This is a genomic window from Deinococcus marmoris (assembly GCF_001949125.1).
Classification (GTDB): domain Bacteria; phylum Deinococcota; class Deinococci; order Deinococcales; family Deinococcaceae; genus Deinococcus; species Deinococcus marmoris_A.
The window spans coordinates 19139-31314 of sequence record NZ_MSTI01000104.1 but is presented as its reverse complement, the minus strand read 5'-3'; the positions used below and the strand labels follow the sequence as shown (position 1 = coordinate 31314).

At 66.0% G+C, this 12176-nt stretch carries 10 protein-coding genes and 1 pseudogene; 4 read left to right on the top strand and 7 right to left on the bottom strand.

The genetic code is table 11. The features are described 5' to 3' along the window. Window positions 1–2311: pseudogene (locus BOO71_RS15620) on the bottom strand (translocation/assembly module TamB domain-containing protein); the annotation flags it as partial. 124 nt (window positions 2312–2435) lie between these two features. On the opposite strand from BOO71_RS15620, the gene BOO71_RS15615 reads away from it, so the two are divergent. Further along, entirely contained in the window at window positions 2436–2699 is a 264-nt protein-coding gene (locus tag BOO71_RS15615; RefSeq protein ID WP_075833995.1) for an acylphosphatase, read from the top strand. On the opposite strand, the gene BOO71_RS15610 is transcribed toward BOO71_RS15615, so the two are convergent. The 6 genes from BOO71_RS15610 to pstS all read right to left on the bottom strand — a co-directional run bounded on the left by BOO71_RS15610 (window position 2693) and on the right by pstS (window position 8044). After that, window positions 2693–3271, bottom strand: a complete 579-nt coding sequence (locus tag BOO71_RS15610) for a GNAT family N-acetyltransferase (protein WP_075833993.1) — start codon at window positions 3269–3271, stop codon at window positions 2693–2695. The genes BOO71_RS15615 and BOO71_RS15610 overlap by 7 nt on opposite strands. Further along, window positions 3268–3864 carry a phosphate signaling complex PhoU family protein gene (locus BOO71_RS15605; RefSeq protein WP_083653499.1) on the bottom strand — a complete coding sequence of 199 codons (597 nt, stop codon included), beginning with the start codon at window positions 3862–3864 and terminating at the stop codon, window positions 3268–3270. The genes BOO71_RS15610 and BOO71_RS15605 overlap by 4 nt, the downstream gene beginning before the upstream one ends. A gap of 161 nt (window positions 3865–4025) precedes the next feature. Next, entirely contained in the window at window positions 4026–4784 is a 759-nt protein-coding gene (gene pstB, locus BOO71_RS15600) for a phosphate ABC transporter ATP-binding protein PstB (protein ID WP_075833992.1), read from the bottom strand. A 110-nt stretch (window positions 4785–4894) separates the two neighbouring features. Then, on the bottom strand, window positions 4895–5761 hold the full coding sequence (pstA, locus tag BOO71_RS15595) for a phosphate ABC transporter permease PstA (RefSeq protein WP_075833990.1): 867 nt from the start codon (window positions 5759–5761) through the stop codon (window positions 4895–4897). Continuing rightward, window positions 5758–6768: a phosphate ABC transporter permease subunit PstC gene (gene pstC / locus BOO71_RS15590; protein ID WP_075833988.1), complete on the bottom strand. Its 1011-nt coding sequence runs from the start codon at window positions 6766–6768 to the stop codon at window positions 5758–5760. The genes pstA and pstC overlap by 4 nt, the downstream gene beginning before the upstream one ends. 241 nt (window positions 6769–7009) lie before the next feature. Continuing rightward, on the bottom strand, window positions 7010–8044 hold the full coding sequence (gene pstS / locus BOO71_RS15585) for a phosphate ABC transporter substrate-binding protein PstS (RefSeq protein WP_075833986.1): 1035 nt from the start codon (window positions 8042–8044) through the stop codon (window positions 7010–7012). Window positions 8045–8246: 202 nt separating this feature from the next. Here pstS and BOO71_RS15580 point away from each other — a divergent pair, with 202 nt between their 5' ends. The 3 genes from BOO71_RS15580 (at window position 8247) to BOO71_RS15570 (ending at window position 12042) form a co-directional block, all read left to right on the top strand. Further along, complete coding sequence (locus BOO71_RS15580; protein WP_254843185.1) at window positions 8247–9803, top strand: ABC transporter ATP-binding protein; 1557 nt, start codon at window positions 8247–8249, stop codon at window positions 9801–9803. Window positions 9804–10053: 250 nt separating this feature from the next. After that, window positions 10054–11112, top strand: coding sequence for an ABC transporter permease (locus BOO71_RS15575; protein WP_075833982.1), 1059 nt, complete (start codon window positions 10054–10056; stop codon window positions 11110–11112). A gap of 36 nt (window positions 11113–11148) precedes the next feature. Next, a complete protein-coding gene (locus tag BOO71_RS15570; RefSeq protein ID WP_075833980.1) occupies window positions 11149–12042 on the top strand; it encodes an ABC transporter permease in 894 nt (297 codons plus the stop codon). Window positions 12043–12176: the final 134 nt, after the last annotated feature.

Sequence of the window (12176 nt, the reverse complement as noted above, 5' to 3'; positions counted from 1 at the left end):
GGGTCAATGTGCCCGCCACGTCCGCGCCCGCCACGCTGGCGTTCACGGCTGCCGTGCCGCCCCGCCCGGCCAGATTTAGGTCCAGCGTGCCGGAAAGGTCCGGCAGATTCACCAGTGGACGCAGCGCGGCGAGGTTCACGCGACCGCTGGCGTTCACGTTCTGCTCGTCGATCACGCCCCGCGCGGTCTGTCCCGCCGTGGTCAGATCGAAGCGCACGCCGCCCGCGTCCGTCAGGCTGAGGTTGCCCCCGATGTCCGCTCCCTGGATACGGGCAGTGGTGTTGTAGGGCGCGCTCAGGCTGGTGTCGGCCAGCACGGTCACGCCGTTTGCCGCGCCGCCATTCACTGTGCCGCTGAGGCTGGCGCGGGTGCCGCGTCCGGTGACGGTCAGGTCAAAGCCGTTTCCACGCGCCGTCAGCGTGCCGAATGCCTTGAGAGTGTTGGTCACGGTCACGTCGCCGCTGACCTTCAGGCCGCCCAGGATTTCCAGATTGCGCGCCGTGATCGGGAAGGAGTCGCCGTTCCAGCGCAGCACCTGCTGGCCGGAGGTAAAGGTGCCGCGCTGCCGCAGGTAATTCACGTCCAGCGGCCCGCTGAGGGTTTTGATCACGCCTGGAATCTGCGCCGTCAGGTTGCCTGTCACGTCGCCGCCCTCCAGATCGAGTTGCCCCGCGCCGGACAGGGTCAGGCCCGCGCCTTGTAGATTCTGGGCGCTCCAGCCTCCACGAAATTTCGGGTCCAGATCGAGCTTTACGGTTCCCAGGTCTGCCTTCAATCCCTGCTTGTTCAGCCGCGCCGTGCCTGCCAGCGCGAACGGTCCCGCCGTGCCGCCTGTGATCATCGCGCGCAGGTCGCTGGGTTTGCCGCTCAGGGCCACCTTCGCTTTTGCCGCGCCGTAGGTGGGATTCAGCACGGCATTTAAACGCTCGCCCTTCAGCGCGAAGGTGCCCGACAGTGGGCCGCCCAGCCCCTGCCCGCGTAGGGTGATCAGGTTCTGCGCGTCGATGCTGGCCTGTATGTTCAGCGGCTTTTGCCCGAACGCCCCCACCAGTTCGGCCTGCCCGGAGCGGTCCAGGGTCCAGGTGCCGCTCAGCTTCTGCAAGGAGTTGCCCAGTCGGGTGTCGGCACTGAAGGTCAGGTCATTGTTCTGCGGCGCTTTTTCCCCGGCGGCGTGCATGAAGGCGTAACTGGCCCGCGCATTGCTGAAGGCGATGCCCGACAATTTGCCCGCGCCCCCCGCCTGGGCCGACACCTGCACGTCCTGCCAGCCGCCCGCCGTGACGCGCAAGTTCAGTGCGCCCTCGCCCGTGGTGCCCAGCGCCCGCGCCAGCCCGGAGACGGTGGGCGAGGCGTCTGCCGTGACGGTCCAGTTTTTCGCTTTCAAGTCCACGCTGCCGGTGGCCGTGAGCGGCCCGTTCCAGCCCTGCCCACTCAGCTTCAGATCGATGTCGTCGCCGCGCTGGGTGACGGTGCCGCCGACGCCTGTCACAGTCACGAACTTCGCCTCCGGCACGCGCACGGCGGCTTTGCTGATCCTGAGATCGCCGCGTACCGGACCGTCGTTCAGGACATACTTGCCAGTGATGCGCCCCGCCGTCACCCCCGGCCAGTAAAAGTTGAGGACCCGCGCGTCCGCATCCAGATCGGCGGTGATCACGTTGTTCTCGCCCAGTGTCACCTCGGCGCTCAGTTCGCCCTCTGGAGTGCGGCCCGTGACACTCAGCCCTCCATCCTGGCGCGGCTTGATCTGGATTTGCGCGTCGGGAATCTCGCCCTTCTTGCCGTCCACGTTCAGGCGGGTGTTCTGCACGCTCAGCTCTCCCAGCGAGACGTTCCAGCCGTTGCCGTCCGCCTTATCGCCCTTGCCCGCTTTTTCCAGACTCTTGATCAGCTCGGCGGCGTTCAGGTTCACGGTGGTGTCCCGCACACTCGCGCCCAGCCGCAGCGTTTTGCTGAAGGGGTTGAAGGCCTCCACCGTGACGCCCGCTTGCCCCACCTGCGCGTCCACGCCGGGCTGTCTCACGCGCACGCCTTGCAGCCGGGGGGACCAGATCGGTCCGCTGACCCGCTCTGCGCTGATGCCCAGGTCCGGGCCGTAGCGCGCCAGCAGCCAGCCGCCGAACAGGGTGGGGGAGAAGACGATTACCAGCGCCAGCACGGCCACCACGCCCAGCAGTGCCCACGGCCAGCGCCGCCGCCGGGCCGGGGTGCGGGGCGATTTTTTCAGTTCTGATTCGGTGGGAGCGCGCCGGGCCGCCGGATCGTCGGTCACGCGCCCCCCACGCCGCGCCCGGTCCTGTTGCTCCTGCATTGTTCCGGGACCGCGCGCATTGCCGGTATTCTAACGGCCAGCGCGTGAGTTGGCAGCCCGCAGCCTCACCGGACCGTCAGATTGCTGGCCTTTGTATCCCCGTCCGGGCGTTACTCTGGACCCCATGCGTCTGACTGCCCTTGTGATTGGCCACGTTCAGGGGGTTGGATACCGCCTGTACGTCCAGAGATATGCCCGTGACCTGAAGTTGCAGGGTTACGCCGAGAACCTGACCGATGGCCGGGTGGAGGTCGTCGCAGAGGGCCACGAGGCCGATCTGAACCGCCTGCTGCACTGGCTGCGGCGCGGCCCGCCCCACGCCCGCGTGCGTGATGTCCAGACCCAGACCAGCGAGGAGACGGGCCTGAAGGACTTTCACATCTACTGAGCGGTGTTTTGAGCTGGGCGGATCATGTGGTCATAAACGTGACCGCTCAGTGTCCGCTTTCCCTCGACGCTGAAGCCCTCACGTTCATACAGCCGGGCGGCGCGGTTGCCGTGTTCCACCAGCAGGCCCACGCGTTCCAGGCCATTTGCCGAGGCTTGTGCGGCGGCTTCCTGCAACAGCCGCGCCCCGACTCCGTGCCCGCGTGCCGCCTCCGTGACGGCCAGCGTGTCCAGATACCACTCGCCGGGCAAGCCCTCGGAAAGAAAGTCGCTGGGCAGATTCCTTCCACGTAAATGTTCGCGGAACGGTTCGTCCAGCGCCCCGGAATCGGCCCCTGCGTACCCCAGGAGCAGGCCCAGCGCCTCGCCGGAGCGCTGAGCAATCCACACGTTCTGAAAGCTGAGGCGGTTGCCAGGACGCGCGAAGAACTCCGTCATCACCCCCTCGGCCTCGGCGTCAGTTGCTGCGCCAGTCAGGACCAAGCCGATGTGGCCGATGGTCTCCTGAATCAGCGGAACGGCGAATGGGGCGTCGTCAGGGCGCGCACGGCGGATGGTCACGATCTGGGTCATTGGCCCGCCACCCGGCCCAGCACCAGCGCTTCCAGCCGCTCGGCCACATTGACCAGATGGTCTCCCAGCCGCTCCAGATTGCGGGCGATCTGCCCGGCGGTCAGGGCCACCTCGGTGTCCTCGGGGCGCTCCAGCAGACGGGTCAAGCTGGCGCGCTGCATCTGCTCGTACAGGGCGTCCACCTGCTCATAGTCCAGTTGCATGACTTCTCTCGCCGCCCCCACGTCGCGTTCGGCAAAGGCGTAGGCCAGCCGCTCCAGCATCCGCGAGAGCAACCGGACCAGCGGCAGCACGTCCTGCAAGGTGGCGCTGCGGGCGCGCGGGGCAAAATGTTCCAGATCGCGGGCCAGCTTCAGCGCGTAATCGCCCACCCGCTCCAGATTGGTCAGGCTGCGGAACACCACCAGATGAAAGGCCAGTTCCCCGGCGCTCAGCGGCGCGGCGAAGGCGCTCAGGCAGGCGTCCTCAATCTCGCGCTCCAGTTCGTTGGTTTCCTGCTCCAGCACCCCGGCGCGGGCGCTCAGGCCAGAGAATTCGGAGCGGGCGTCGGCGTCGCGCACGGCCTCCAGTTGCTCCAGCGTGATGCTCAGCATTCGCAGAAAACGGGCCGTGACCCGTTCCACGCTGGCCGCGCCGCCCGGAGTCGGGCGCTGGGACGAGGGTTGCACACTCATGCGGCCAGTATCGCGCGCCTTCGTGATGCGGTGGTCAAGAAAGCCGGACATGGCCCCGCCCTCCCCGTATGCCCTCACGCTCAGCCAAAGCGCCCGGTCACATACGCCTCGGTGCGTTCGTCGCGCGGCGACTGGAACAGTTGATCGGTGGGGCCGTGTTCCACCAGATCGCCCACCAGAAAAAACGAGGTGGTGTCGCTGACCCGCGCCGCCTGGTGCATGTTGTGGGTCACGATGATGATGGTGGTGACCTTTTTCAGATCGGTCATCAGTTCCTCGATCTTGGCCGTGCTGGACGGATCGAGGGCGCTGGTCGGCTCGTCCATCAAGAGAATCTCGGGGTCCACTGCCAGCGCGCGGGCGATGCACAGCCGCTGCTGCTGTCCGCCCGAAAGCCCGGTGGCCGGGGTGTTCAGGCGCTCGCGGACCTCCTCCCACAGCGCCGCGCCCTTGAGGCTGCGCTCGGCCACGGCCATCAACTGGTCCCTGTTCCGCATTCCGGCCAGCTTGAGGCCCGCCACCACGTTGTCGAACACGCTCATGGTGGGAAAGGGATTGGGTTTCTGAAACACCATGCCCACGCGGCGGCGCATGGCGACGGGGTCTACCCCGGACGCGTAGATGTTCTCGCCGTCCAGCAGAATCTGCCCGCTGACCCGCGCGCCGGGTGTCAGGTCATGCATCCGGTTAATGGCCCGCAGGAAAGTGGTCTTGCCGCAGCCGCTGGGGCCGATCAAGGCGTTGACGGTGCCGGGCTGCACGTCCAGATTCACGTTCTGCACGGCCTGCTTGTCACCGTAGAAGATATTGACGTTCTTGGCGCTGAGAATGGGGGTCATGTGGCTCCTTTGGAGTGGTCTAAGGGTCTAAAGGTCTGAGGGTCTAAGGCAAAGAGAAAGAGCGCGTCGTCGGGTCTTGTTTCTTTCTTAGACCCTTCGACTCTTGACCCTTAGACCTTCCTACTGAACCGCCGGGCCAGCAGACTGGTCACGAAAATCAGCACGATCAGCAGCAGCGCTCCAGCTTTGGCCATGCGCTGGTTCTCGTCATAGGCACTCGTTGCGCCCCGGTAGATTTCCAGCGGCAGGGCGCTCATGGGTTTGCTGGGATCAAAGTTGATATTGGGGTTGCCGAACGCTGTGAAGATCAGCGGGGCCGCCTCGCCTGCCACCCGCGCCAGCGCCAGCATCACGCCGGTAATGATTCCCCCGGCAGCGGCGGGCAGCACGATCTTCAGTGTGACCAGCCACTGCGGCAGGCCCAGACTCAGGCCCGCCTCGCGTACGGTCTGCGGGACCAGTTTCAGCACTTCCTCGGTGGTCCGCACGACAATCGGGATCATCAGGAAGCCCAGCGCCAGCGCCCCGGCAAAGCCCGAGAAGCCGAAGTTCAGCACGATCAGGCCGTAGGCCACCAGTCCCATCACGATGGCCGGGATGCCCGCCAGCACGTCGCTGACGAGGCGAATGCCGGGCATCAGCGGATGGCGCGGGTACTCGGCCAGAAAGATGCCCCCCGCCAGCCCGATCAGCACGCCGAACACCGAGGCCATCGCCAGCATGATCAGACTTCCGGTGATGGCGTTCAGCAGGCCGCCGCCCGTCTCGCCTTCGGGGGCAGGCACCTTGGTAAAGAAGTCCAGGTTGACTGCGCCGATTCCCTCGCGGATCAGGTACACGAAGATCAGGATCAGTGGCGCAACCACCAGCAGGGTGGCCAGCAGGATCAGGCCGCCCATGACCATGTTCTGCGCCTTTCGCGCGGTGCTGAGGCCGGTCCTGGCCTTCGGGCGGGCAGAAGTGGCGACGCCCATCATTTGACACCCTTGGGCGTCAGCCGCCCGATCAGCACGCGGGCCAGCAGGTTGACCGCCACACTGACGAAGAACAGGATGAAGCCCAGGGTCACCACGCTGGAGCGGTGCAGCAGTTCCTGCGCGTCGCCAAACTGGTTGGCGATCACCGAGGCCATCGTGCTGGCGTTGCCCCACAGGCTTTTCAGGATGTCCTGGCTGTCCCCGATCACCATCGCCACTGCCAGCGTCTCGCCCAGCGCGCGGCCCAGCGCCAGGATCACGCCGCCCATGATTCCGGCCCGCGCATACGGCAGAATGGCCCGCGAAATCACTTCCCACTTGGTTGCGCCCAGTGCGTACATCGCCTCGCGCTGATCGGCGGGGACCAGCCGGATCACGTCGCGCGCCACGCTCGCCGTGTACGGCAGGATCATCACGGTCAGAATGATGATCGCCAGCGCCAGCCCGCGCCCCGCCCCCGACGACGGCACGAAAAAGCATTGCAGGGTGGTCTGATCGTTGGCCCAGATGCCTGCGCATTTGGTGTACAGCGCCAGCCGCTCCGGGTATTCCGGGCTAAAGAAGGTGATCTGCCAGCGTGCCAGCACCGGGGCGATCACGAACAGCGCCCACAGTCCGTACACCACGCTGGGAATGGCGGCCAGCAGCTCGATCAGGTAGCCCACCGGATTCGCCAGCCATTTCGGCGCGTACTCGGCCACGAACAGCGCACTGGCAATCGCCAGCGGCACGCTGATGATCAGCGCCACGAAACTGGTGACCAGCGTGCCCGTGATCATCGCGGCGGCCCCGAAGGTGCCCGTGACCGGATTCCAGGTGCGCGTGGTAAAGAAGTCGGTGCCAAAGCGTTGCAGCGCGGGCCAACTGTCCTTGCCCAGCAGGTACAGGCTGACCACGAACACCAGCACGATCACGCTGGCCAGCGCCAGGATGATGGTGCGGAAGACCCCGTCACTGGCGCTGGACATCGACGCGCGGGTGGGCAGGCGGCGGGCGGGATCACTCATGGCCGTCTCTCATTGACTGTGGGGTCTCCCAAATCGGGTGCATGGTGGCAGTTGACCGGAGGGGCGTCAGGGGGATGTCAGATGGGTCGTGGGATGTGGGTTGTGGGACAACAGGAGAGGGAGTTGGAGCGCCTGGGATGCCCTCCACATGCCTCAAACAGAAGCGGGGCGCAGGGGAAAACCACCTCCCCGCGCCCCGCCAATCTGGGTTCTGTCTGTTCCTACACCCTACAACCAGCTTCTACAGCTTCTTGCCGCCGTAGGTCATGGAGTTGATGATGGTCTTGGCCTTGTTCGCCGCGTTGCTGGGCAGCTTGGCGTAGTCCAGCGGTTCGTTGTACTGCTGCCCGGTGGTGGTCATCCAGCTCAACATTTTCTTGAGTTCCATCGCCTGCGCCTCGGTGCGGTTGCCGTATTTCTGATCCTGATAAAAGATCACGTAGGTAAAGCTGGCAATCGGGTAGGCGTCGGCATTGGGGCTGTTGGTGATGCTGACGCGGGTATCACTAGGGATCACGACGCCCTCGGCGGCCTTGCTGGCGGGGCCGTTGTCGGCCAGGATGAAGGTGCCCGCGCGGTTCTGCACGCTGCCGTAGGGCAGTTTGTTCTGCTTGGCGTACACCAGTTCCACGTACCCCAGCGCGCCGGGCGTGCTTTTCACGACGCCTGCCACGCCGTCATTGCCCTTGGCCCCGGTGCCCACGGGCCAGTCCAGGCTGTTCCCCGTGCCCACCTTGGTCTTCCACTCGCTGCTGACCTTGGACAGATAGTCAGAAAACACGAAGGTGGTGCCGGAGCCGTCGCTGCGCCGCGCCACAGTGATTGGCAGCGGGGGAATGGTCACGCCGGGATTGAGGGCGGCAATCGCCTTGTCGTTCCACAACTTGATCTTGCCCAGGTAGATGTCGGCCAGCACCTTGCCCGTGAACTTGAGGGGCGCGGTCACGCCGGGCAGGTTGTAGGAGGGCACGACTGCGCCGATGGCGGTGGGGATGTGCAGCAGCTTGGCCGGGGCGGTCTTCATGGTCTCGTCGCTCATGGGGTTATCGGACCCCGCGAAGTCTACGGTGCGCTCGATGATCTGCTTCTGCCCGCTGCCGCTGCCGACACTCTGGTAGTTGACGCTGACGCCCTTGTCTTTCTTGTACTCGGCAAACATCTTGCTGTACAGCGGGTACGGAAAGCTTGCGCCCGCGCCGGTCAGGCTCTGGGCCGAGGCGGACGTGACGGCGGCAGTTGCGGACAGGGCCAGGCCCAGCAGGAAGATCTTCTTCATGCCCCCGAGTCTGCGGGCCGAGTGTCAGCCCCCGGTCACTGGCAGGTCAGCGGAATGTCAGCCCGGATGGGTAAAGGTATGGATCAGATTTCTCAGGTCTGGGCCGGGTCAGGTGCAATTGGTCCGATTCAGAGAGCTGTGCCCGGCACAGAGCGTCTAAACCGGAATTCATCAAGCGTTAAGAATCTGCCAGACTGTGGGCGTGACCCATCCACAACAAACGTCCAGTCCGCCCGCGCTGGAGTTGCGCGGGATTACCAAGCGTTTTCCGGGCGTGGTGGCCAACGACAGCGTGGACCTGACCGTTGCTGCTGGCGAGGTGCTGGCCCTGCTGGGCGAGAACGGCGCGGGCAAAAGCACCCTGATTTCCATCCTGTACGGCCTGTATCAGCCCGACGAGGGTACGGTGCAACTGGGCGGTCAGACCGTCCGCATCGGCAGCCCGGCGGAGGCCAGGAAGCTGGGCATTGGTCTGGTGCCGCAGCACCCGCTGCTGGTCTCAAGGCATTCGGTGGCCGAGAATCTGGCGTTGGGCGGCGGTTCCGGGTTGTTTCCTGCGCGTGGTGTGGCAGGCCGCGTGCGCGAACTCTCGGAGAAATATGGGCTGGAGGTAGACCCCACGGCCCGCGTCTCGGACCTGTCGCCCGGCGAGAAACAGCGCGTGGAGATCATCCGCGCCCTGCTGGGCGGCGCGCGGGTGTTGATTCTGGACGAGCCGACAAGTGTGCTGACCCCCCAGGAAGCCTCGGGCCTGTTCCGCGTGATGCGCGAGTTGAAGGCTGATGGCCGCAGCCTGATCTTTATCTCTCACAAGCTGGACGAGGTGCTGGACGTGGCGGACCGCGTGACCGTCCTGCGACGCGGCAAGGTGGTGGGCGGCGTGCCCACGGCGGGCGCAACCCGTGAAAGTCTGGCCGAGCTGATGGTGGGCCGGGGCGTGGATTTTACCCGCAAACGCGGCGCGGCTCCGGCGAGTCGTGAAGTGTTGCTGGACGTGCAGGGGCTGAGCGCCAATGGCTCGCGCGGCCTGCCCGCCCTGCGCGGAGTGGGCTTCACGCTGGGGCGCGGCGAGGTGCTGGGGGTGGCCGGAATCGCCGGAAACGGTCAGAGTGAACTGGTGGAGGTGCTGGCCGGTCTGCACCCGGCGCGCGGCACGGTCACGCTGGACGGCCAGCCGCTGACCGGCGGCGCGGCAGAGCGCTTTCAGGGCGGCGTGGCCCATATCCCCGAGGACCGTATTCATAGCGGCACCGTGCCCAGCATGACCGTGGCCGACAATCTGGCGTTGCGCGGCTATGACCGTTCACCGCTGGCGCGCGGGCTGGCGCGTGATCTGAAAGCCACCGACGAGCGGGCGCGGCAGGATGTCGAGCAGTACAGCGTCGCCCCCCCCGGCATCCACACCCACAGCCGCCTGCTCAGCGGAGGCAACATCCAGAAGCTGATCCTGGCGCGCGAATTGCATGGCAATCCCCGGCTGATCCTGGCGGTTCATCCCACCTACGGCCTGGACATCGGGGCAACCGATCAGGTTCACCGCGTCCTGCTGGAACGCACCCAGGAGGGCGCGGGCGTTTTGCTGGTCAGCGAGGATTTAGACGAGCTGCTCAGCCTCTCAGACCGAATCGGCGTGATGGTGGGAGGCGAATTGCGCGGCCCCTTCCCGGTGTCGGAGGTCACGCGCGAGTCGCTGGGCCTGCTGATGGGTGGCGCGCATCCGCACAGTGTGCCGGGCGCGGATCAGGGGGTGGTGGCGTGAGGGAAAGGATGTTGACGGGCGGTGTTCAGGGATGGGTCCCACGGTTTAACCCCTCCCCCCCTGCGGGGGACCTCCCCTTAGAAGGGAGGCAAGAGTTGCGGAATTGCCCGGCCACCGCCGCACTCCTGGCTCCCTTTAAGGGGAGCTGGCTGCGAAGCAGACTGACTGGTACAGCTCCGCAGGAGAGGGGTTTTCGTGGGACCCACCCTTTCACCTCAACTCACTTCACTCCAACCTCCCAGGTGACCCCATGAGATTCATCCCCCTCGCCGCCCCCTCCACTGCCCGCGCGGGCCTGGTCACGCTGGCCTCCGTCGCCGTGGCGCTGGGCCTGTGCGCGCTGATCTTCGTGTTCTACGGCGTCTCGCCCGCCGAGGTCTACTCCACCATGCTGCGCGGCACGCTGGGCGACTCTACCGGGCTGGCCGAAGTCGGGCGGCGCACCATTCCGCTGCTGCTGATCGGCGCGGGTCTGGCCATCACCTTCCGCGCGCAGTTCTTCAACATCGGCGGCGAGGGACAACTCTTGCTGGGCGCGGTTTTTGCGGCGGGGACGGCGCTGTTCGTGCCGCTGCCAGGGCCGATCCTGCTGCCCGCTGTCTTTCTCATGGGCGCGGTGGGCGGCGGCCTGTGGGCACTCATCGCCGCGCTGCTGCGCCGCCTGAACGTCAACGAAATCCTGTCCACGCTGATGCTCAATTACATCGCCGTCGCGCTGGTCACCTACCTGATCGCCGGGCCGTGGAAGGGCAAGGACGTGCGCGGCTACATCTACACCGATTCCTTTCCAGACGCGGCCAACCTGCCCGTGATCGCCGGAACGCAGGTCCACTGGCCCACGCTGCTGCTGGGCGTGGCGGTGGCGCTGGGCCTGCAATGGCTGCTGAGCCGTTCTACCTTCGGCTACGCCCTGCGCGTGGTGGGCGAGAATCCCGGCGCGGCGCGGTACGCGGGCATCAGCTCGGCGCGCGTGATGACCATCGTCGCCCTGATCACGGGCGGCGCGGCGGGTCTGGCTGGGGCGGGCGAGGTGGCCGGAATCCACCACCGCCTGCTGGAAGCCGGGCAGATCAGCCTGGGCTACGGCTTCACAGCCGTGATCGTGGCGTGGCTGGCGCGCGGCAATCCGGCGCTGTGCCTGATCACCGCCCCGGTGATGGGCGTCATCCTGGCCGGGGGCGACATTCTCAAGATCGATCTGAACATGCCCTTCCGCGTGGTGGACGTATTTTCCGGCGTGATCCTGCTGTGTCTGATCGCCTCGGAAGTGTTCGTGCGAAACCGCGTGGTCTGGGGAGCGCGGGCGTGAAGGGTCAGATACAAACATTCTGCTTGGAGGCCCCACATGGATAACATCGTCGTCGAAGCCCTGATCCGTGCGTTGTCGGTGGGCACGCCGCTGCTGCTGGCCTGCCTGGGCGCGATCATCAACGAGCGCGGCGGCGTGGTCAATCTGGGCGTGGAGGGCATGATGGCCGTGGGTGCGCTGGCGGCCTTCGCGGTGGCGTCCAGCAGCCCGGACGCCAACCTGTGGCTGGCGGTGGGCGCGTCCATGCTGGCGGGCGCAGCTCTCGCGGCCCTGCATGCGGTGGCCACCGTCACCCTTCGCGCCAATCAATTTGTCAGCGGGCTGGCGCTGGCGCTGATCGGCACTGGGGCGGCGGGCCTGCTGGGCAAGAAGTTTGAAGGGCTGCCGCTGTTCAACAAGGTCAACGACTGGAATCTGGGCGGCTTCATCATCAACCCGTTCACGGTGGCGGCGCTGCTGCTGGCGGTGGTCATGGCCTTTTACCTCAACTCCACCCGCTCGGGGTTGACCCTGCGTTCGGTGGGCGAGAATCCGGCGGCGGCGGACGTGCTGGGCGTCAACGTGGGTGCGGTGAGAATCTGGGCGGTGCTGGCGGGCGGCTCACTGTCGGGGCTGGCCGGGGCGTTTCTGGCACTGTCGTACCGCGCGTCGTGGGCCGACAACATGACCGGGGGCCTGGGCTGGATTGCCGTGGCGCTGGTGATCTTCGTGGGCTGGCGTCCGTTGCGCGCCGTGCTGGGGGCGCTGTTCTTTGGGTTCCTGTACTATCTGCAATTCCGCCTGCAAGGCAACAGTCCCGTACCCACGGAGGTCTTTAACGCCATGCCCTTCGTTCTGGTGCTGGTGGTGCTGGCATTGGCCGGACTGCGCGGCCAGCAGGGCGACGCGCCCGCCGGGCTGGGACGGCCCTATGTACGCGGCGAACGGTAAAACAGTTTTCCAGATGAAGTCACCGGATAGCTTCTGATTCGGTGACTTCATTCTCTTGTGGGCGGGCTGCTTTCGCCCGCCGGGTCATGGAAATGGCCTTCTGAATGTGGATTCCGTCCGTTTCGTTCACTCCA